The organism is Plantactinospora sp. B6F1, from assembly GCF_040120695.1.
Taxonomy (GTDB): domain Bacteria; phylum Actinomycetota; class Actinomycetes; order Mycobacteriales; family Micromonosporaceae; genus Plantactinospora.
This window is the reverse complement of record NZ_JBEEAC010000004.1, coordinates 241,594-261,313: the sequence shown is the minus strand read 5'-3', so window position 1 is coordinate 261,313 and position 19,720 is coordinate 241,594. Positions and strand designations below refer to the sequence as shown.

At 71.6% G+C, this 19,720-nt stretch carries 19 protein-coding genes and 2 pseudogenes; 14 read left to right on the top strand and 7 right to left on the bottom strand.

Annotated features, from left to right (window positions below; genetic code table 11):
- Positions 1-140: 140 nt before the first annotated feature.
- The 3 genes from ABNF97_RS08600 to ABNF97_RS08590 form a co-directional block, all read right to left on the bottom strand.
- Positions 141-1,139, bottom strand: a complete 999-nt coding sequence (locus tag ABNF97_RS08600; protein WP_349338182.1) for a sigma-70 family RNA polymerase sigma factor — start codon at positions 1,137-1,139, stop codon at positions 141-143.
- A gap of 508 nt (positions 1,140-1,647) precedes the next feature.
- Positions 1,648-2,547 (bottom strand): N-acetylmuramic acid 6-phosphate etherase, encoded by a 900-nt coding sequence (locus tag ABNF97_RS08595; RefSeq protein ID WP_349338181.1) that lies wholly within the window; start codon positions 2,545-2,547, stop codon positions 1,648-1,650.
- 297 nt (positions 2,548-2,844) lie between these two features.
- On the bottom strand, positions 2,845-3,753 hold the full coding sequence (locus ABNF97_RS08590; protein ID WP_130462303.1) for an SIS domain-containing protein: 909 nt from the start codon (positions 3,751-3,753) through the stop codon (positions 2,845-2,847).
- A 435-nt stretch (positions 3,754-4,188) separates the two neighbouring features.
- Here ABNF97_RS08590 and ABNF97_RS08585 point away from each other — a divergent pair, with 435 nt between their 5' ends.
- Positions 4,189-4,917, top strand: a complete 729-nt coding sequence (locus tag ABNF97_RS08585) for an SDR family oxidoreductase (RefSeq protein WP_349338180.1) — start codon at positions 4,189-4,191, stop codon at positions 4,915-4,917.
- 166 nt (positions 4,918-5,083) lie between these two features.
- On the opposite strand, the pseudogene ABNF97_RS08580 reads toward ABNF97_RS08585, so the two are convergent.
- Positions 5,084-5,731, bottom strand: a pseudogene (locus ABNF97_RS08580) (dTMP kinase); the annotation flags it as partial.
- A gap of 263 nt (positions 5,732-5,994) precedes the next feature.
- Here ABNF97_RS08580 and ABNF97_RS08575 point away from each other — a divergent pair.
- From ABNF97_RS08575 to ABNF97_RS08560, 4 genes and pseudogenes are all read left to right on the top strand, one after another.
- Positions 5,995-6,561, top strand: a pseudogene (locus ABNF97_RS08575) (nucleotidyltransferase); the annotation flags it as partial.
- A 71-nt stretch (positions 6,562-6,632) separates the two neighbouring features.
- Positions 6,633-6,908 carry a hypothetical protein gene (locus tag ABNF97_RS08570; RefSeq protein ID WP_130462300.1) on the top strand — a complete coding sequence of 92 codons (276 nt, stop codon included), beginning with the start codon at positions 6,633-6,635 and terminating at the stop codon, positions 6,906-6,908.
- Between the two features lie 13 nt (positions 6,909-6,921).
- Positions 6,922-7,695, top strand: coding sequence for a metallophosphoesterase family protein (locus ABNF97_RS08565; protein ID WP_349338179.1), 774 nt, complete (start codon positions 6,922-6,924; stop codon positions 7,693-7,695).
- A gap of 3 nt (positions 7,696-7,698) precedes the next feature.
- Entirely contained in the window at positions 7,699-7,842 is a 144-nt protein-coding gene (locus tag ABNF97_RS08560; RefSeq protein WP_165436674.1) for a GPGG-motif small membrane protein, read from the top strand.
- Between the two features lie 223 nt (positions 7,843-8,065).
- Here ABNF97_RS08560 and ABNF97_RS08555 read toward each other — a convergent pair whose 3' ends face one another.
- Complete coding sequence (locus ABNF97_RS08555; protein ID WP_349338178.1) at positions 8,066-8,395, bottom strand: hypothetical protein; 330 nt, start codon at positions 8,393-8,395, stop codon at positions 8,066-8,068.
- 150 nt (positions 8,396-8,545) lie between these two features.
- Between ABNF97_RS08555 and ABNF97_RS08550 the strand changes: the two genes are divergently transcribed.
- From ABNF97_RS08550 to ABNF97_RS08525, 6 genes are all read left to right on the top strand, one after another.
- Positions 8,546-9,301 carry an HD domain-containing protein gene (locus tag ABNF97_RS08550; protein ID WP_130465872.1) on the top strand — a complete coding sequence of 252 codons (756 nt, stop codon included), beginning with the start codon at positions 8,546-8,548 and terminating at the stop codon, positions 9,299-9,301.
- Between the two features lie 169 nt (positions 9,302-9,470).
- Complete coding sequence (locus ABNF97_RS08545; protein WP_349338177.1) at positions 9,471-10,814, top strand: ABC transporter substrate-binding protein; 1,344 nt, start codon at positions 9,471-9,473, stop codon at positions 10,812-10,814.
- Between the two features lie 75 nt (positions 10,815-10,889).
- Positions 10,890-11,957, top strand: coding sequence for a carbohydrate ABC transporter permease (locus tag ABNF97_RS08540; protein ID WP_349338243.1), 1,068 nt, complete (start codon positions 10,890-10,892; stop codon positions 11,955-11,957).
- Between the two features lies 1 nt (position 11,958).
- On the top strand, positions 11,959-12,927 hold the full coding sequence (locus tag ABNF97_RS08535) for an ABC transporter permease subunit (RefSeq protein WP_130462296.1): 969 nt from the start codon (positions 11,959-11,961) through the stop codon (positions 12,925-12,927).
- A gap of 103 nt (positions 12,928-13,030) precedes the next feature.
- On the top strand, positions 13,031-14,053 hold the full coding sequence (locus ABNF97_RS08530) for a LacI family DNA-binding transcriptional regulator (protein WP_349338176.1): 1,023 nt from the start codon (positions 13,031-13,033) through the stop codon (positions 14,051-14,053).
- A gap of 64 nt (positions 14,054-14,117) precedes the next feature.
- Entirely contained in the window at positions 14,118-15,797 is a 1,680-nt protein-coding gene (locus tag ABNF97_RS08525; protein ID WP_349338175.1) for a glycoside hydrolase family 13 protein, read from the top strand.
- Positions 15,798-15,887: 90 nt separating this feature from the next.
- Here ABNF97_RS08525 and ABNF97_RS08520 read toward each other — a convergent pair whose 3' ends face one another.
- A complete protein-coding gene (locus ABNF97_RS08520; RefSeq protein ID WP_130465870.1) occupies positions 15,888-17,375 on the bottom strand; it encodes an MFS transporter in 1,488 nt (495 codons plus the stop codon).
- A 130-nt stretch (positions 17,376-17,505) separates the two neighbouring features.
- Here ABNF97_RS08520 and ABNF97_RS08515 point away from each other — a divergent pair, with 130 nt between their 5' ends.
- Genes ABNF97_RS08515 through ABNF97_RS08505 form a run of 3 tightly spaced genes read left to right on the top strand, consistent with a single transcriptional unit; the run spans position 17,506 to position 18,733 of the window.
- A complete protein-coding gene (locus ABNF97_RS08515; protein WP_349338174.1) occupies positions 17,506-17,838 on the top strand; it encodes a PadR family transcriptional regulator in 333 nt (110 codons plus the stop codon).
- Complete coding sequence (locus ABNF97_RS08510; RefSeq protein ID WP_130462293.1) at positions 17,835-18,437, top strand: hypothetical protein; 603 nt, start codon at positions 17,835-17,837, stop codon at positions 18,435-18,437. The genes ABNF97_RS08515 and ABNF97_RS08510 overlap by 4 nt, the downstream gene beginning before the upstream one ends.
- A gap of 2 nt (positions 18,438-18,439) precedes the next feature.
- Complete coding sequence (locus ABNF97_RS08505) at positions 18,440-18,733, top strand: hypothetical protein (protein ID WP_130462292.1); 294 nt, start codon at positions 18,440-18,442, stop codon at positions 18,731-18,733.
- A 321-nt stretch (positions 18,734-19,054) separates the two neighbouring features.
- Here ABNF97_RS08505 and ABNF97_RS08500 read toward each other — a convergent pair whose 3' ends face one another.
- Positions 19,055-19,330, bottom strand: a complete 276-nt coding sequence (locus tag ABNF97_RS08500) for a DUF6458 family protein (protein ID WP_130462291.1) — start codon at positions 19,328-19,330, stop codon at positions 19,055-19,057.
- Positions 19,331-19,720 lie beyond the last annotated feature (390 nt).

Sequence of the window (19,720 nt, the reverse complement as noted above, 5' to 3'; positions counted from 1 at the left end):
CGGCGCTCCGCAGACACCCGGCATCCCGGGTACGACGGTGAGCGGCCGGCGCCCCCGTGGGGACGCCGGCCGCTCACCGATACGTCGAAGTCTCCGACCGTTCGTCGAGGTCCCCGACCGCCGCGTGCCGGGCCGGTCGCTCAGGCCGCCTGGAGTCCCTCGGCCCGGGCCAGCTCGCGCAGCCGCCCCAACGCCTGGATCTCCAGCTGCCGGATCCGCTCCCGGGAGAGCGAGAAGCGGGACGCGACCTCGGTCAGCGAGTGCTCGCGGCCGTCCTCCAGGCCGTACCGGGCCCGCATGATCCCGGCCGACCGGTCGTCGAGGTGGTTCAACAGGCCCTCGATGCGCTGCCGCTCCAGGCCGGTCAGCACGATCTCCTCCGGCGACGGAGCGTCGCTGTCCGCGACGAGGTCGCCGAGGTTGGTGTCCCCGTCGTCGCCGACCGGAGTGTCCAGCGAGACGGTGTCCTGCGACCAGCGGACCAGCTCGTGCACCCGCTCCACCGGCACGCCCAGCGCCGCCGCGATCTGCTCCGGCTCCGGGTCGGTGCCCAGCTCACGGGTGAGCTGGCGGGCCACGTTGCGCATCCGGTTGACGTCCTCGACCAGGTGCACGGGGAGCCGTACGGTGCGTTCCTGCTGGGCGATCGCCCGGCTGATCGCCTGGCGGATCCACCAGGTCGCGTACGTCGAGAACTTGTAGCCCCGCTCGTAGTCGAACTTCTCGACCGCCCGGACCAGGCCGGTGTTGCCCTCCTGGATCAGGTCCAGCATGGGCATCCCGGAGCGGACGTACCGGCGGGCGATGGAGACGACCAGCCGGAGGTTGGCCCGGATGAAGAGGTCCTTCGCCCGCTCCCCCTCGACCACCAGCCGCTCCATCTCCGCGAGGCTGACGCCGACCGGGAGCTTCCCCTGGTCGATCAGGTGCTCAGCGTAGAGGCCAGCCTCGATGGCCTTGGAGAGGTCGACCTCGGCGGCGGCGTCGAGCAGCGGTGTGCGGGAGATCTCGTGCAGGTACACGCCGACCAGGTCGCGCTCCTCGGCGACCTCGTCGGTTCGCATCACGATCTTCTTCTCCACGTTCCCCACGGTCCCCTCGTCGTTCCTCCCGGTGGCCCGGGTTTCTGCTCCTGCCATCCCCACGTTCATCAGCCCTCCCCGTAACTTCCGCTGTGCCCCGCGGTGCTGACACCTACACAACAGTTGAGACGCGTCAGGGATTCCATCTGGTGAGTCGAAAGTGTCACGAACGCCTGAGTAGTTGCTGAAAGCCCGATCGACGTTTGCTGTCAGTCGTCCCGATCAGGGTCTGTCGGAGCCGGCGATACCGCAGCTACGGGGCCTTGCGACGGCTCTGCACCGACTATCGGATCATCGTCATACAACGACGCACAGCGATCTACGTCACCAGGTTGCTGCGATCCTCGTCACGCTTCGATATATACGCACGGCGCGGCCGGCCGGTTCATCCGCCACCGAAGGGTTACCCCTCCGTCTGCGCAACAATCCGGAGCCCGGAGATAGTCCCGCGCCGGTACGTCCGGTCTCCGACGCTCCCCGCACCACATCGCACCGCATCCGCCCGCCGGGCCGGACAGGGCCGAGGCGGGACGGATGGGACGGTGGGATACCGGAATACCGGGCGTCAGCCGGTCAGCAGGGCGATCGCGCCGCGTACCTGGTTGGCCGAGCGGTCCAACGCGGCCCGGGCGTCGGCGACGGCCGCACCGGACAGCAGTGCCACCAGGGCGGCCTTCAGGTCGCCCTCAGCCTCGGTAAGCGCACGCTGCGCAACCTCCTCGGGACAGTCCGTCGCCTCCACGAGGATCGAGATCATTCGTCCCCGCAGTTTCGCGTTGGTGGCGACCATGTCGATCATCAGGTTTGAGTAGACCCGCCCCAACCGCACCATCACGGCGGTGGAAAACCCGTTCAGCACCAGTTTCTGGGCGGTCGCGGCCTTCATCCGCGTCGAGCCGGTGATCACCTCCGGGCCGGTCTCCACCCCGATGAACACCGTCACCGACCGGGCCGCCCTGGCGCCCGGATCGGCACAGACCAGCACGGTGTCCGCACCCAGGTCGGTCGCCGCGCGCAGGGCCCCGAGCACGTACGGGGTACGCCCGCTGGCGGCCAGACCGACCACGAGATCTCCGGGGTGTACGCAGCCGCGCGCCTCCTCGGCCCCGCCGTCCTCGTCGTCCTCGGCATCCTCCACGGCCCGCCACATCGCGTCCGGCCCACCCGCCAGGTGGGCGCAGAACCAACGGTCCGGGGCGTTGAAGGTGGGCGCCAGTTCGGCGGCGTCGAGCACGCCGAGCCGGCCTGAGGTACCCGCGCCGAAGTAGTGCACCCGCCGGCCGGCCCGCAGCGCCGTCACGGCCAACTCGACCGCCACCGCGATCTCGTCCAGCACCTTCGACACCGCCGCCGGTACCCACCGGTCGTCCTCGTTGATCACCTTCAGCACGTCCCGGACGGACATCAGGTCCAGGTCGAGACTGCGTGGATTGCGCAACTCGGTCGGGGAACTGACCCGGACCACCGCGCGCGGCTCCCGTTCCCGCCCCCCGGCCAGGCCTGCCGTCGGCCCGGGTTCTCCGGGCCGACCGCCGTCCTCCGACCGGTGACCCGGCTCGGTCGGCGGGTAAGAGGACCCCGCGTCGGGATCCTGACGCGGGGTGGTGGCGGGTAGCGCACCGGGCTCGACCCGTCCGGCCGTCATGTCCGCCCCCCCGCACCTCGACCACCGCCGAGCCCGTGACTCATACCCCCGCCGCCTCGCCGCGTACGGTGCCGCTCCGCGACACCGTCGCGCCGGACCGGCCGGCCCGCCCGCTTCTCATGCCCGTCTCCCCTTGACCCGGTGCGGCCGTACCGCTTCGGCGGTGACCTCTAGTGCCTTCTTTGCTCTGGCCCGGTTACGCGCGGCGACCCCCACGAAGAGGCAGTCGACCACCGTCAACTGGGCGAGCCGGCTCGCCATCGCGCCCGACCGGTACGTCGTCTCCCGGGCAGCCGTGGTGAGCACGTAGTCCGCGACGTCGGTGATCGGCGACCGGGGGAAGTTGGTCAGCGCGACCGTGGTCGCCCCCCGGGCCCGCGCCTGCTCCAGCACCTCGATCGCGTCCAGCGTGGTGCCGGTGTGCGAGATCCCCATCGCGACGTCCCCCTTGCCGAGCAGGGCCGCCGAGGTGAGCGCGGTGTGCACGTCGGGGAAGTAGAACGCGGTCCGGCCGATCCGGTGCAGTTTCTGCTGGAAGTCGGAGGCGACGAACCCGCTCGCCGCGGCGCCGTAGATGTCGACCCGACCGGCACCGTTGATCGCCTCGACCACCTGCTCGCAGACGGCCGCGTCGAGCTGCTCCGCGGTCTCCTCGACCGCTCGGGCGTCGCTGAAGGCGATGGTCGCGATGATCTGGGCCAGGTCGGCGCCGGGCGGGATGTCACCGCCGACGACCCGGGCGTCCGGCGGCTCCACCCGGCGGGCCGCCTCGGCGGCGAGCCGGATCCGCAGTTGCGGGTAACCGTCCATGCCGACCGACCGGCAGAACCGGATGACAGTGGCCTCGGAGGTCTCGGCGGCGGTCGCCAGGTCTGTGATGGTGCGACGGGCGGCGTCCGCGGGATCCGCGACCACGAGCCTGGCAACCCGTTGTTCGGCGGGCGACAGGGACGGGAGCAGGCCGCTGATATGGACAATCAGCCCACCCGTCTCGTGACTCGCAGAAACCTTCGCAGTCTTCACCACGGATGAAACTTACTTTCACGAAGGCGTGAGCGTCAACCGTGACGCGCTACACCTGCGAAAGTACGCCCAACCGGTGGGAAACTGCGGCCGGTCAGCCCAGCCGAGCGTGCCATTCCCCCCACACCTTCGTCCTGGCAGGCTCACCGAGCCCGCAACGCCGGACGGCGTCCGGGTGAATAGTCATCCATCGATAGGCTACCGAAGCACTCCGGCGACAGGCCGGAAACGGCGGAAACCGGCGCCGGACGACCATCGGGCCGCATTCAGCGTACGTCAGGGTCCGGGTCCGGCCGGACGGCGAACCGGAACCGGTGCGGTCCCGGGCCCCGGTTCGCCGACGTCCAGATCGGATCGCCCGCCCCCGAGTGGACCGTCCGGCGCGGCTCCTCGGCGGTGCCGCCGGACGCGCCCGGTGTTGCCGATAGCGTTGCGGGCATGGCAGATCGCACTGTGTTCATCAGCGGCGGGGCGGGCGGGCTCGGCGGGGCGGTCACCGCCGCGTTCGTCGCCGCCGGGTGGCGGGTGGTCGTACCGGTCCGGCCGCACGGCGGGACCGAGCCGGCCACCGGCGGGACGGAGCCGGCCACCGCCACCGGCGGGAGGGGCGCCGGGCCGCTCCGGGTACCGGCGGACCTGACCGACCCCGAACAGGTGGCGGCAGCGGTCGAGGCGGCCGGCGGTGACGCCGGGGCGCCGCTGCGGGCGGTGGTGAACCTGGCCGGCGGGTTCGCGGCCGGCGGACTGGTGCACGAGACGCCGGTAGCCGACTTCGACCAGATGATCGTCCGCAACCTGCGCCCGACCCACCTGGTCACCCGGGCCGCCCTGCCCTACCTGCTGGCGGCCGGCGGCGGGTCTGTGGTCTGCGTCTCCTCCCGTGCGGCGGTCGCGCCGTTTCCCGGCGCCGCCGGCTACGTCACCGGGAAGGCGGCGGTGATCGCTTTCTCCTCGGCGGTCGCCGTGGAATACCGGCAGTCGGGCGTGCGGTGCAACACGGTGCTGCCGAGCGTCATCGACACGCCGGCCAACCGGGCTGCGCAACCCAACGCGGACCACTCGCGCTGGGTAAACCCGGCGGAGATCGCCGGGGTGATCCGTTTCCTGGCCAGCGACGAGTCGGCGCCGACCAGCGGTGCGACGATACCGGTGTACGGCCGGGCCTGAGCGATCCGGCCAGGGCCGGCTCCGCCTCGTCCGGCCCGGACGACCGGGTGGTGGGATCCGGCGCATCCACCTTCGATGCAGCCGGGGCGGGTGCCGGGGCCGGAGCCAGGGCTGCCGGAGCCGACGCGGCGTCTGCGGGCGCGGGATCGGCGGGCGCGGGATCGGCGGGCGCGGCGTCCGGTGGCAGCCAGCCCCGGACAGCGGCCCGGATCGCCCGGGTCACCTCGTCCGGAGAACGGTTGGCGTCCACCACCACGAATCCGGCGAACTCCGGCAGCGAGCGGTACGCCGTCGCCCCGGCGGTCAGGTACGTGATGTTCTCGTGGTCGGTGCCCCGCGCCTCGATCCGCCGGTACGCCTCACCGGGGTCCACCGCTAGCAGCAGGGTGACGTCCGGCGGCGGGAAGACCCGGTACAGCAGCCGGGCGATGCTCTCCCAGCGGCGCCCTCCACCGTGCGCGCGGATGCTGGCGTACTGGCAGACCGAGTAGCGGTCCATCACGGCGACCCGGCGGCGGAGCCGGGAACGGATCAGCGCCCGCGCGATGGCCAGCCAGCGCAGTGCCGACTCGGCCAGCAGCATCCCGTCCCGCCCCAGCAGGCGCTGGGCGTCCCGCCGGCCAAGTGTGCGGGCGAGTCGGCCGAACCACCGCCGTCCGCCGGCGTTCTGCCAGTACGTCGCCGGGATGCCGGCTGCGGTCAACGCGTCCGCCAGCCGGTGTGCCTGGGTGGTCTTGCCCGAGCCGTCGATTCCGACCAGGGCCACGGCCCGCAGTCGTCCCCCGTGCCGCCGCTGGAACAGAGTTCGGGCCACGCTCAGCAACGGTACTCGGCGCGCGCAGCCCCCCACGCCGGCCAAACGCACCCGCCGCTGCCCCGACCCGCCCGGGACGCGCCGTTCCGGCCGGCGCGTCCCGGGCGTGGCCGGCACCCGCGCTCCGTGCCGGTGCGTCCGGTTCCGGGCCCCGGGCCGGCACCGCCGGATCCCGACCAGGTGTGAAGGAACGAAGTGCCGGGTACCGGTAAATCTCCACCACATTGACCAGATGCCCGCTCGCCACCGACCTGGGAGACCCGATGGATCACAACGGCGACGAGACCCTCCTTGCCACCCTCAAGCGGGTCGCCGCCGTCCTCAAGCAGTCCGAGATCCCCTTCGCGCTGGGCGGCAGCTTCGCGGTGTACGCGCACGGCGGCCACTCCAGCGACCACGACGTCGACTTCCTCATCCGGGAGCAGGACGTCGAACGCGCCCTGGAGGCGCTCGTCGAGGCCGGCTTCACCGCCGAGCGCCCGCCGGAGGACTGGCTGGTCAAGGTCTGGGACAACGACCGGATGGTCGACCTGATCCACCGGCCGATCGAGACCCCGGTCACCGACGAGACCTTCCGGGACACCGTGGTACGCCCGGTCGACGCCATCCACATGCCGGTGCTGTCGGCGACCCACCTGATGGTGCACAAGCTGCTGAGCTTCTCGCAGCACTACTGCGACTTCGCCCGCGGCCTGCCGCTGGCCCGCTCGCTCCGGGAACAGATCGACTGGGAGCGGGTACGCAAGGAGACGGTGCACTCCCCGTACGCGGAGGCGTTCCTGGTGCTGCTGGACCGGCTGGACGTGGTGCCCTACGCGCCGACCGGTGAGCAGCCGCGCTACTCCTCGGGCGCGGCGGAGAGGGTGATGACCGGTATGGACGAGCGCAGCGAGGTGGCGACATGAACCAGCACGGCCCGGGTGGTGCCGAACCGCCCGACGACTATCTGGAAGCGGCGATCCAGCGCCTGCTCACCGAGCGGAGCGAGATCGCCGAGCAGGGCATCACGGTGACCCGCCGGGGCCACGCCGTGGTGCTCTGCGGCGAGGTGGCGAGCGCGCAGCGACGCGAGGAGATCCTCCGGCTGGTGCTGGAGCACTTTCCCGAGGTACCGGTGACGGTCGACATCGGACTGATCCGTGTCCAGGCACCGACCGAGGTGGAGGAACTCCGGTGAGGGAGGCGACGACATGGTGATCCGGATCGCGGCAGTCGGCGACGTGCACCTGGACCAGGACGTGGTCGGCCGGTTCCGGCCGGCCCTGGAGCAGTTGCCCGAGCGCGCCGACGTCCTGCTGCTGGCCGGTGACCTGACCAGGCACGGCACCGAGTCCGAGGCCCGCTGCGTGGCGACCGAGTTCGGCAACCTCGGCGTACCGGTGGTCGCGGTGCTCGGCAACCACGACCACCACTGCGACGAGGTGCCGGCGGTGATCCGGGTACTGGAGGACGCCGGCATCCTGGTGCTGGAGGGCACCAACGTGGTGCTGGAGTGCTCCGGGGTACGACTCGGGATCGCCGGTGCGAAGGGCTTCGGCGGCGGCTTCGCCGGCCGGTGCGCAAGCGAGTTCGGCGAACCCGAGATGAAGTCCTTCGTCCGGACCACCAGCGACATCGCCGAGCAGCTCGGCGAGGCGTTGCGCGAGATGGACTGCGACGTGCGGGTGGCGCTGACCCACTACGCGCCGGTACCCGACACGCTGGCCGGGGAGCCGCTGGAGATCTATCCGTTCCTCGGCTCGTACCTGCTCGGTCAGGCCATCGACTCGGCGCCGACCGAACTGGCCCTGCACGGGCACGCGCACGCCGGCAGCGAGCGGGGCACCACCCCGAGCGGGGTGCGGGTCCGTAACGTCGCGCACCCGGTGATCAAGCAGGCGTACAGTGTGTTCCACCTGCACCCGCCGTACGCCGGGGCCACCGCGGGCAAGGTTTCCGCGCTCACTGCCGGGGGTAGTTCCTGAGTCATGGAACTACTGCTCTGGATCCTCGCGGTTGTACTGGTGGTCGCCGGTGTGCTGGCACTGTTCCGGCGGCAGCTCCTCTGGGGCATCGTGCTCATCGTCGTCGGACTGCTGGTCGGTCCTGGCGGCGTCAGCCTCTTCAATTGACGCGTGGCCGACGTTGGCGCAGCGCCGGCTTCGGGTCGCTGAAAAATCCCTGTCCCTACTAAGAATTCCCAACAGGCAAGTGAGAACCCCAACAGGCAAGCCGGGGCCACCATGCCCGGGGCGTTCATCCTCCCCGTGGATGCCCCGGGCACGGTGCCCCGGCCAACTGTCTGTCCGGGCTACCGACGGCCGATGCCCGGCAGCGTGGTGGTACGCCCGGCATTCAGCAGCGCGGTACGCCCGGGATGAAGCCGTCGTAGCCGGTCAGGACGTACGCGTCGGAGACGAATCGGCCGGCCCCGATCCGGTCCCAGATGTTGCTGGTGCCGTAGGTGCCGGTCACCGTCGTACCCGTGGTCTGGCACTGGATGGTGACCCGGGCGCCGTCGGCGACCGTGCCGACCGCGGAGTAGCCGGTGCCCGGGCCGGAGCGGACGGTCAGCGGGCTGCCCGCGGTGTTCACCGTGCCGGAGCCAGCGCCGCCGGAGCAGCCGTTGTCGCTGGTGTAGGTGCGGGTGCCCCAGTAGAGCGCCAACGCGCCGTTGAACCGCACCTGGACGTCGGAGCCGTTGAGGCGCTGTCCATGGTGGTGAAAGTTTTCTATCTATGGATTGAGCGTGGCAGAAAACTTCAGCCAGCGGAAGAGTGGAACCCGGCGCCGGACGGGCGTACCGGCCGGGCCGATCCGGTATACCTGGACGACATGGCCTCGCCGACGTACCTGAGAAGCATGCCGCTGCACGCCGTGACCGAGGTCTACGGCGAGGCCGGCCTGCGGGACCGGTTCCGGCTGGAGGCGGAGCACTTCGCCCCGGCCGAGCGGGCCCGGCTGGCGGCGGCGCTGGACCTCGCCGGCACGCTGCACCGGGACGACCGCCGGGTACGCGAGCCATACCTCAATCACCTGCTCCGGGTGGCCATCCGGATCATCTGCTACTACTCCGTGACCGACGTCGACGTGATCGTGGCGGCGCTGCTGCACGACGCGGTGGAGGACCATCCGGCGGAACTCGCCGGCCTGCCCGCCGGCACGGCCGGGCCGGCGGCCACCCGGGCGGCCCTGGCGGAGGTGGCCCGGCGGTTCAACCCCCGGATCGCCCGGCTGGTCGCGGCGGTCACCAATCCGGAGTACGACCCGGCCCGCGACCGGGACGAGCAGTACCACGCGCACCTGGCGAGGAGCCTGGACCGGGAACCGTGGGCCCGGGTGATCAAGGTGTCCGACTTCACCGACAACGGCGTGGGGATCATCCACACCACGGGCGAGAAGGTGCACCGCTCGGCGCGGAAGTACCGCCCCCTGGTGCCGCTCTTCCGTGACCTGATCACCCGGCCGGACACCCCGCTGGGCGCCGAGGCGCGGGCGCACATCCTCGGCCAGCTCGACCTCGCCGAGCAGCGCTTCGCCGCGATCCTCGACGAGCCCGGGGCCGTCCCGGCGGTGCCGGCGGCCGAGTAACCGGCCCTCGCCGCCCGGCGGGCCGGTACCGGGTTTCCGAATCGTTACGGCCTCGTGGCTGCACGGGGCTGGACGATCATGGCTGCAAGCGCTTACATGTGGTGACGCCCACAGGCCGGCCCGGTTGCCCACACAGGCAACCGGCACGCCGGCACGAAAGGAGGACGGCATGGCGGTCCAGTCCAGACCACGCCAGGCCTTCGCGATCGCCAGTGTGTTGGCCTTGGCACTTGGCGCCACCGCCTGTTCCGGCGACAGTGACAGCGGGCTCGACCCCGACTCCGCCGAGTGCGCGCCGTACTCGGCCTACCAGGGGCACGACGGCGAGAGCGTTTCCATCTACGCGTCGATCCGGGACACCGAGGCCGACCTGCTGCGGCAGTCGTGGAAGCAGTTCGAGGACTGCACCGGCATCGAGATCAAGTACGACGGCAGCGGCGAGTTCGAGGCCCAGCTCCAGGTCCAGGTGGACGGCGGCAACCCGCCCGACCTGGCCTTCATCCCGCAGCCCGGGCTGCTCGCCCGGTTCGCCGAGGCGAACAAGCTCAAGCCGATGACGGCGGAGCAGAAGAGCCTGGCCGAGGCGAACTACCCAGCCGACTGGCTCAAGTACGCCACCGTCGGCGGGCAGCTCTACGGCACGCCGCTCGGCGCGAACGTGAAGTCCTTCGTCTGGTACTCGCCCAAGGCGTTCGCCGAGAAGGGCTACCAGGTGCCGACCACCTGGCAGCAGCTGATGGAGCTCAGCGACAAGATCGCGGCGACGGACCAGAAGCCGTGGTGCGTCGGGCTGGAGTCGGGCGACGCCACCGGATGGCCGGCGACCGACTGGATCGAGGACCTGATGCTGCGTACGCAGCCGCCGGAGGTCTACGACCAGTGGACCACCCACGCCATCCCGTTCAACGACCCGCGGGTGGTGCAGGCGGTCGAGCAGGCCGGCCAGGTCCTCAAGAACCCCAAGTACGTCAACGGCGGCTACGGTGACGTGAAGAGCCTCACCACCACCCCGTTCCAGGAGGGCGGCCTGCCGATCCTCCAGGGCCAGTGCTCGATGCACCGGCAGGCGAACTTCTACGCCAACTACCTGCCCGAGGGCACCAAGATCGGCCCGGACGGCGACATCTACGCCTTCTACTTCCCGGCGGTCGACCCGGCCAAGGGCAAGCCGGTACTCGGTGGTGGCGAGTTCACCGTGGCCTTCACCGACGGCCCGGCGGTACAGGCCGTCCGGCAGTACCTGATGACCGGCGAGTACGCCAACTCGCGGGCCGGGCTCGGCAACTGGATCTCGCCGAACAACAAGCTCGACGTGAGCAAGGTCGAGCAGGCGGTCGACAAGCTGTCGATGGAGGTCCTGCTCGACAAGGGCGCGGTCTTCCGGTTCGACGGCTCCGACCTGATGCCCGCCGCGGTCGGTGCCGGCACCCTCTGGAAGGGCATGATCGACTGGGTCAACGGCAAGGACACCAAGAGCACCCTCGACTACGTCGAAGGCTCCTGGCCGAAGTGACAACCCGACGGTCCGGCTCGCTGCGTTGCGAGCCGGACCGTCGGCTATCCGACCGTCGTGGCGTTGGAGGCGCTGATGGATTTCGCCGACGAGGCACCAAAGCTGCTCATGCTGCTCTACGGCCTGATCGCCTTCGCGGTCGTGGTCGGCGGACTGCTCGTGCTGCTCGACGTCGTACCCAACTGGTTCGCCCGGCGCCGCGAGGCGGCGCTGGTCGCGGCCTCGGCGCAGGGCCCGGCGACCGCCGGCGGTCCCCGACCGCGCCGCCGCTCGGTGGTGAACCGCCCGGAGGGCGGGCTCGCGCTCTTCTTCCTGCTGCCCACCCTGGCACTGCTCGCGATCGGCCTGGTCGTACCGGCCATCCGCACCACCGTGCTGTCCTTCATGGACGGCCGCAGCGACAACTGGGTCGGGCTGGCCAACTACCGTTGGATGTTCGCCCAGGACGAGATCTTCGGCATCCTCACCAACACCCTGATCTGGGTGGTCCTGGTCCCGCTGGTGGCCACCACCGTCGGGCTGGTCTACGCCGTCCTGGTCGACCGGGCCCGGTTCGAGGCGGTGGCCAAGGCACTGATCTTCATGCCGATGGCGATCTCGTTCGTCGGCGCGAGCATCATCTGGAAGTTCGTCTACGCCTACCGCTCCGCCGAGTACGACCAGATCGGCCTGCTCAACCAGGTCTGGGTGATGTTCGGCGGCGAGCCCCGGCAGTGGCTCAACGACCCACCGCTGAACACCCTGCTGCTGATCGTGATCATGATCTGGATCCAGGCCGGCTTCGCGATGGTGGTGCTCTCGGCCGCGATCAAGGCGATCCCGAACGACGTCGTCGAGGCGGCCCGGCTGGACGGGGTGAACCCCTGGCAGATGTTCTGGCAGATCACCCTGCCGAGCATCCGGTCGGCCCTGATCGTCGTGGTGGTCACGGTCTCGATCGCCACGCTCAAGGTCTTCGACATCGTCCGCACCACCACCAACGGCAACTTCGACACCGGCGTGATCGCCAACGAGATGTACAACCAGGCGTTCCGGTTCGGTCAGACCGGCCAGGGGTCGGCGCTGGCCGTCGTCCTCTTCGTCCTGGTGATCCCGATCGTGATCTACCAGATCCGCAACCTGCGCAAGCAGCGGGAGGTTTGAGATGACCACCACCACTCCTCCCGCGCTGGCCGATACGCAGTCCGCGGCGGCACCGCCGGCCACCCGGGTCGGCCGGATCCGCCGCCGGCTCAACAGCCCGTACGCCACCGCCGCCTCGATCCTGATCGCGGTGCTCTGGACGGTGCCCACCTTCGGGTTGTTCGTCTCGTCGTTCCGGCCCGAGGACGAGATCAAGAGCACCGGCTGGTGGACCGCCTTCACCAACCCGCAGTTCACCCTGGAGAACTACCAGCAGGTGCTCTTCGGCCGGTCGGCGATCTCCGGGCAGCTCGCCGGCTACTTCGTCAACTCGCTGGTGATCACGATCCCGTCGGTGCTCTTCCCGCTCGCCTTCGCCGCGCTGGCCGCGTACGCGCTGGCCTGGATCAACTTCAAGGGACGGGACTGGATCTACATCGGCATCTTCGCGTTGCAGATCGTGCCGTTGCAGATGGCGCTGGTCCCGCTGCTCAGCTTCTTCTCCGAGGGGGTCAGCCTGGGCAGCGTCGAGCTGATGCCGGCGTGGAACCTCGACGACGAGGAGAAGTTCCTCCAGGTCTGGTTCGCACACACCTGCTTCGCCCTGCCGATCGCCGTCTTCCTGCTGCACAACTTCATCTCGCAGCTCCCGAAGGACCTGATGGAGGCGGCCCGGGTGGACGGCGCCACCCATCCGAAGATCTTCCGTTCCATCGTGCTGCCGCTGATCCTGCCGGCGCTGGCGGCGTTCGGCATCTTCCAGTTCCTCTGGGTCTGGAACGACCTGCTGGTCGCACTGATCTTCGCCGGTGGCGGCAGCGAGACCGCACCGCTGACCGTACGCCTCGCCGAGTTGGCCGGTACCCGGGCCAACGAGTGGCAGCGGCTCACCTCCGGCGCGTTCGTCTCGATCGTCGTACCCCTGATCGTGTTCCTGTCTCTCCAGCGCTACTTCGTGCGTGGCCTGCTCGCTGGCGGCGTCAAGGGCTGACCGCCCTCGCGGGCCGACGGCCGTCGGGCGGCGCACCGCCCGGCGGCCGGGTCCCGGGCCGGAGCAGCCGTGGCCGGCGGCACGGCCGGATCAGGATGTCACCGTGACCACCATCGACGACGTGGCCCGGCTGGCCGGGGTCTCCACCGCCACCGTCTCGCGGGCGCTGCGCGGACTGCCGACGGTCTCCGAGGCGACCCGGATCCGGGTACTGCTCGCCGCCGAGCAACTCGACTACACCGTGTCGCCCAGCGCATCCCGGCTGGCCGGCGGCAAGACCGGCACCGTCGCCGTGATCGTCCCCCGGATCACCCCCTGGTTCGTCGGTGCCGTGGTGGAGGCCGCCGACGAGGTCCTGCACACCGCCGGCTACGACCTGCTGCTCTACACCATCGGCGGCCGGGAGCGGGCCCGGACGCGCCTGCTGCACAAGTCCAACCTGCCCAACCGGGTGGACGCGGCGATGCTGGTCGCGACGCCGTTGCCCACCGCCGACCTGGTCACGATCGCCAACCTGGCGCTGCCCGGGGTCACGGTCAGCTCCGGGGCGGCGGTGCCAGGGTGGCCGAGCATCCGGATCGACGACCAGGCGGCCGGCCGGGCCGCCACCGAGCACCTGCTGAGCCTCGGGCACCGGCGGATCGCCTGCGTCTGGGGGGACCCCGACGAACTCGTCCACCCGGCCCACCTACAGCGGCACCGCGGCTACCGGGAGGCCCTCGGTGCCGCCGGGATCGACCCCGACCCCCGGCTCGGCATCGCGGCTCCGGCGGACGCCGACGGTGGCCGGTCGGCCGCCGAGCAACTGATCGCCCGGGGCGAGCTGCCGACGGCGATCTTCGCGAGCTGTGACGAGATGGCGATGGCCGTGCTGAACACGCTGCGGGCCGCCGGGGTACGGGTGCCGCAGCAGGTCAGCGTGATCGGCGTCGACGACCACACCCTGGCCGGCGCGTTCGGCCTGACCACCGTGGCCCAGCCCGCGACCGAGCAGGGCCGGCTCGCCGCCGGTACGCTGCTGGGTCCGCTGGCCGGTCTGTCCCGGACCGGAGAGGAACCCGAGCCGGTGATCCTGCCCACCCGGCTCGTCGTACGCGATTCGACCGGCCCGCCCGGGGAAAAGTGACTTCGATACGTGGCAGACACCACACCTCGACCGATGGGAGAGCACCCTGAACAGCACCGAGGCGATGTCCTCCACCGCCGCCGTCGAGCCGCTCCCGGGCAACCTGCCGACCGAGGTCGGACCGTGGTGGCGGCACGCGGTCATCTACCAGATCTATCCGCGCTCGTTCGCCGACTCCGACGGCGACGGCGTCGGCGACCTGCCCGGAATCACCGCCCGGCTGGACCACCTGGTCGAGTTGGGCGTGGACGCGGTCTGGCTCTCGCCGTTCTACCCGTCCCCCCAGGCGGACGCCGGATACGACGTGGCCGACTACCGTGGCGTGGACCCGCTCTTCGGCACGCTGGCCGACCTCGACCGGCTGATCGCCGAAACGCACGCCCGTGGCCTGAGGTTCATCGTCGACCTCGTGCCCAACCACACCTCCTCGGCGCACCCGTGGTTCACCGCCGCGCTGGCCGCCGGGCCGGGCAGCCCGCAGCGGCAGCGCTACGTCTTCCGGGACGGTCTCGGCCCCGGCGGCACCGAACCACCGAACGACTGGCGCAGCGTCTTCGGCGGCCCGGCCTGGACCCGGGTCACCGAGCCGGACGGCAGCGCCGGGCAGTGGTACCTGCACCTCTTCGACCCCGGCCAGCCGGACCTCAACTGGGACCTCCCCGAGGTGCGCGCCGAGTTCCTCGACATCCTGCGGTACTGGCTGGACCGAGGGGTGGACGGATTCCGGGTGGACGTGGCGAACGGGCTGGTCAAGCAGCTCGAGCTGGCCGACGCGCATCCGCCGGTGGAGCCGACCAGCGGTGAGGGCACCGAGGGGCCGCGCCCGCCGATGTGGGACCAGGACGGCGTGCACGAGATCTACCGGGAGTGGCGCCGGGTGCTGGACGGGTACCCGGGCGAGCGGATCCTGGTCGCCGAGGCGTGGGTGCAGTCGGCCGAGCGGCTGGCCCGGTACGTCCGGCCGGACGAGATGCACCAGGCGTTCAACTTCGAGTACCTGGAGGCGGCCTGGACCGCTCCGGTCCAGTACGCGGTGATCACCCGCTCGCTCGCCGCGAGCGAGGCGGTCGGTGCCCCCACCACCTGGGTGCTCTCCAACCACGACGTGCTGCGGCACGCCAGCCGGCTCGGGCTGCCGGTCGGCACCCGCCGGCCCCGGGGCATCGGCGTCGACGACCCGCAGCCGGACGCCGTCGTCGGGCTGCGCCGGGCCCGGGCGGCCACCCTGCTGATGCTCTCGCTGCCCGGCTCTGGCTACCTCTACCAGGGAGAGGAGCTCGGACTGCCGGAGCACACCACGCTGCCGGACGAGGCCCGGCAGGACCCGACCTTCCAGCGGAGCGGTCACACCGAGCGGGGCCGGGACGGCTGCCGGGTGCCGATCCCGTGGCAGGCGGACGCCCCGTCGTACGGCTTCGGGCCGGGGGACGCGAGTTGGTTGCCGCAGCCGCCGCTCTGGGCCGAGTACGCCCTGGACCGGCAGCGCGGGGTGGTCGGCTCGACGTACGAGCTGTACCGCACCAGCCTGCGGCTGCGCCGGGACCTGCGGCTCGGGTCCGGCACCGTGTACTGGCTGTCGAGCCCGGACGACGTGCTCTACTTCCGCAACGGGGAGCTGCGGGTGTTGACCAACTTCGGGGCCGACCCGGTCGAGTTGCCGGCGGGTGCCGAGCTGGTGCACGCCAGCGGTCCGCTCGACGCCGACGGGCGGGTGCCGACCGACGTCACGGTCTGGCTCCGGTGAACGAACCTTTGTCAACCTGAACCACGCGGCGCTCACACACCGCGTCCGACCTTGCGCTCCGACGGACCGCAAGGGGAGGTTGAAAAAGGTTCAATGGAAGGGCCCCTTCTTATCGCTTTCTGTTGTGTGGGGGCCCTTCCCCACCGTCAGGCCGGCCGGAGCGACCTCCTCGGCCCGGGCGGTGAGCAGCTCGTGCACCCGGCGGATGTCCCCGGGGGCGCTGCGCGAGGCGAGCCAGTACATGAGCCCGGTGGGCAGGAAGAAGAGTTGGAAGGCGGCGAGCCCGACCGCGAAGTTCAGCGGTGGCGGGAAGGCCGCACGCAGCGCCGAGGCGGCCACCCCGATCAGGCCGTTGCCGGCCGCCCGGCCCACCCCGTTGACCAGGTTGCCGAGGCTGTAGACCGTACCCCGGTGTTCCGGCGGGTTGACGTCGGCGATCAGCGCGAACCAGTTCGGCGAGTTGGCCGAGGTGAGGCCGAGCGCGAGCAGGGCGGTGAGCAGGCTGAACCCGACCGTCGGCTCGGTGAGGACGCTGCCGAGCACGGCCGCGGCCACCGCGCCGGCGCCGGCGCCGTCGGGCACGTCGATCCGGATCGGCACGAAGAAGAGCACCGCGTAGAACGGCACCGCCGCCAGCACACCGATCGCCGCGACCAGCGCCCTCCCCCGGGGAGTACGCCGTTGCGCGGCGTCGCCGACCAGTCCGCCGACGATCGATAGCACCCCGCCGAGCTGGAACAGTACGGCGAAGATGCTGCCCACGACGGTCGCGGTCGCCGACGAGTAGCCCTGTGCCTCGGCCCGCTCCCGGAACAGCACCGGCAGCCAGACGAGCGAGCCGAACGCCACCTGCGCGGTGAGGCCCTGCAACACCAGCCACCGGTTCGTCCGGCGGTGCAGGATGCCCGGCAGGTCGGCCCGGCTGATCTGGTAGTCGTAGTCCCCGCCGACCGCCAGCGCGCCGGTCAGCTCCGGCTCGCTCTGGCCGCGCCGGATGTCGTAGGTGAGCAGGTAGGCCACCGTCGCCACCAGGCCGGCGACGCTGAGCAGCAGGAACGGGCGACGCCAGTCCTGCGCGCCGAGCACGCCGCCGACCAGGGTGCCGGCCAGGGTACCGATGCCCTGGGACAGTCCCCAGAAGCTGAGCACCACTCCCCGGCGGCGCGGGCTGACCAGGTCGGTGACCACGGAGAAGCCGACCGAACCGACCGCGCCGAGCCCGATCGCGGCCAGCAGTTGCGCACCGAAGAACGCCAGGTAGGTGGGGGCGACCGCGCTGCCGGCCGTACCGGCGGCCCAGATCAGCGTGCCGACCATGAGCAGCGGCTTGCGGTTGGCCCGGTCCCCGACGTACGCCCAGCCGACCGCGGCCACCGCGCTGACCAGGAAACTCGTCGCGGTGACCGCGCCGATCGCGCCGACGCCGACGTCGAGCGCCGGGGCGATGGAGCCGTAGAGCGGCGGCACCAGCCCGATCGCCACGTTGTCCAGCGAGGCGAGCACGACGAAGACCGCCACGCTGTAGAACCGGTGGACCGGGCCCCCACCTCGGGCGGCTCGCTGGTCACCGATCGGCATGTCCGGCACTCAACCAGGATCAGGTAACGCCGAGGTGACGGTCGCGCGGGGTGCCGGGCCGACCGGTCGACCCGGATCGCGGTGCCGACGGGTAGGTTGAACTCTAGCTAGGGCTTGGTAGAGTACGAGCATGCCTGCTCCCCGGATGACGCTGCCCACCCAGGCGGTGCTGCGCACCCTGCTGGAGTACCCGTCCCGCGAGTTCTACGGGCTGGAGCTCTGCGCCGCCGCCGGGCTCGCCAGCGGCACCATCCATCCCATCCTGGCCCGGCTGGAGAGCCTCGGCTGGCTGCAATCCCGCTGGGAGGATCTGGACCCGCACGAGGTCGGTCGCCCACGCCGCCGCTACTACTCGCTCACCTCGGACGGAGCCGTTGCGGCCCGCCGGGCCCTGGCCCAGGCCGACGCGCGCGTCGCCAAGTTCGGTGCGCTCCGGCCGGGGCTCGCCGGAGGGCAGCCGTGACCGGGCCCGGGCAGCCCGCGGAGGCGCACGAGGTCACGGTCGGTAACGCCCCGCGCCACGCCGACCCCGCCGACGAGGTGGTGCTGCGGGTCCTGGCCGGCCTGCGCGCGGCCGGCGGGCGCGACCCGGGGCCGCCGGCCCGGCGTGTGAGTTCGGACTGGCCGCTGCCGCGCCGGGTGCCGGGCCTCGACCCCGGCCCCTACGCGCCGTGGGCGGACCGGCCCCTCGTGCCGGCCGTCCGGGAAGCCTCGGCGATCGCCCGGAACACCAGCACCTACCTGCGGGGATGGCGGCTCGGCAACGCGGCCCTCAAGGTCGCGCGGCCGATGGCGGCCAACGTGGCCGTCCCGATTCCGCCGCCGGCGGCCGGCGGGATTCGCCGCCGGATCGCCGCCCGCACCGGCGTCACCGCGGTCCGGCTGATCGGCCTCGTCGTGCAGGCCCTGCCGGCCCGGGAACGCCCTCGCTACCAGGAGGAGTTCCGGGCCGAACTGAGCCGGCTGACCGGACTGCACCAGCTCGGTTACGCCACCCGCCTGCTGCTGTCGATGTTCGCGCTCCGGCGCGCGCTGCGACAGTCGCGCACCGAGGCGGACTAGCCGTGCCAGCGCGCCGGGCGGGCGCGGTCGTGGCCGGCGGCGGGCTGGTCACCACCCTGTCGTTGCTGGACTGGCCGGGGCTGCTCGCGCTCCTCGCGGCCACCGCGATGGTGGTGGGCGCCACCTGCTGGGTGCTGAGTGACCAGGATCGCCCGAAACGGCTCGCGCTGCTCATCCGCAGTTGGCGCGCTCCGACGCATCTGGCGCGCCCGGGTGCCCGGCCGGTGGCCCGCCGGCCATCGACCGCGAGAACGCGTACCGACGCGCAGGCCGCCGGGACCGTCGACGGACGGTGACCCGCGCGCAGGGCCCTTCAGGTCGCCGTGCCGGACGCCGTCGACCGGCCACGAAGGCTGTTCCCCGACGCTGTGACGTGTACCGGCCCTGGGCGGCTGCGCCGCGTACCGGCCCCGGGCGCTGTGACGCGTACCGGGCCGGCGACGCTATTCGAGTAGCCGGCTGGGGTGTGGGGTGCGCCCCAGCCACCGATCCCGCGCCCCAGCCGGCCCGTTGCCGTTCCGTCGCCGTGACGACCCCGCGCCGACGTCGCGGTCCGGCAGATCGCGGCGGACCCGGGCGCCACCACCACCGTCCTCGGCGACAGCGCCGGGCCGTCGTCACCGGGGCGGCAGCACGTCGCGCCGCTCCTCGACCCGGCGATACTCGGTCGGCTCGGTGGTGTTGACCTGGCGATACTCGGTCGGCTCGGTGGTGGTCACGACCGAGCGGCGCCGGTTGTTCCAGATCACCGTGGTCATGATCAGACCCAGCACGCCGGCCGCCATCAGGATCCAGCCGACCACGTCCAGGTCCAGGCCGCCGACGCTGATATTCAGCGCGAAGGTGAGGATCGCGCCGAGCGCGATCAGGAAGATGCTGGTGCCGATACCCATGACACGCCTCCTCGTGGGGGATGTTGGCTGTCGGGGTGCTGCTACCCATTCGCGGGACCGGCGAATCGTCGTACCGGGCTGGCCTGCCGAAACGCCACGACTGTTCCGGGCGAAGCTGCCGCTGCCGGTCGAGCCCCGGCGGCTCCGGTGGCGACCAACTCCGGCACCCTACCCGGGTCGCACCCCTGGGCCACTCCATAGGGAGGGACGGTGGCCCCGGGGTGCTTCCGTGTCGGTGCCGGTCCCGGGTGATGCGCGGGAAGCGGAGGCCGGTGCCGACGTTTCGGGGAATGCGGAACCGGCGCCAACGGCGCCGGGGCACCCAGTAGATGATCTGCGCGACGATCAGCGCGGGATGTCGGTCGGGCAGCGATTCCAGGGCGCGGGCGA

Coding starts and splice junctions, on each gene's coding strand:
- ABNF97_RS08600 (WP_349338182.1), bottom strand. CDS start 1,139: ATGGCAGGAGCAGAAACCCGGGCCACCGGGAGGAACGACGAGGGGACC.
- ABNF97_RS08585 (WP_349338180.1), top strand. CDS start 4,189: ATGGCAGATCGCACTGTGTTCATCAGCGGCGGGGCGGGCGGGCTCGGC.
- ABNF97_RS08570 (WP_130462300.1), top strand. CDS start 6,633: ATGAACCAGCACGGCCCGGGTGGTGCCGAACCGCCCGACGACTATCTG.
- ABNF97_RS08565 (WP_349338179.1), top strand. CDS start 6,922: ATGGTGATCCGGATCGCGGCAGTCGGCGACGTGCACCTGGACCAGGAC.
- ABNF97_RS08560 (WP_165436674.1), top strand. CDS start 7,699: ATGGAACTACTGCTCTGGATCCTCGCGGTTGTACTGGTGGTCGCCGGT.
- ABNF97_RS08550 (WP_130465872.1), top strand. CDS start 8,546: ATGGCCTCGCCGACGTACCTGAGAAGCATGCCGCTGCACGCCGTGACC.
- ABNF97_RS08545 (WP_349338177.1), top strand. CDS start 9,471: ATGGCGGTCCAGTCCAGACCACGCCAGGCCTTCGCGATCGCCAGTGTG.
- ABNF97_RS08540 (WP_349338243.1), top strand. CDS start 10,890: ATGGATTTCGCCGACGAGGCACCAAAGCTGCTCATGCTGCTCTACGGC.
- ABNF97_RS08535 (WP_130462296.1), top strand. CDS start 11,959: ATGACCACCACCACTCCTCCCGCGCTGGCCGATACGCAGTCCGCGGCG.
- ABNF97_RS08525 (WP_349338175.1), top strand. CDS start 14,118: ATGTCCTCCACCGCCGCCGTCGAGCCGCTCCCGGGCAACCTGCCGACC.
- ABNF97_RS08520 (WP_130465870.1), bottom strand. CDS start 17,375: ATGCCGATCGGTGACCAGCGAGCCGCCCGAGGTGGGGGCCCGGTCCAC.
- ABNF97_RS08515 (WP_349338174.1), top strand. CDS start 17,506: ATGCCTGCTCCCCGGATGACGCTGCCCACCCAGGCGGTGCTGCGCACC.
- ABNF97_RS08500 (WP_130462291.1), bottom strand. CDS start 19,330: ATGGGTATCGGCACCAGCATCTTCCTGATCGCGCTCGGCGCGATCCTC.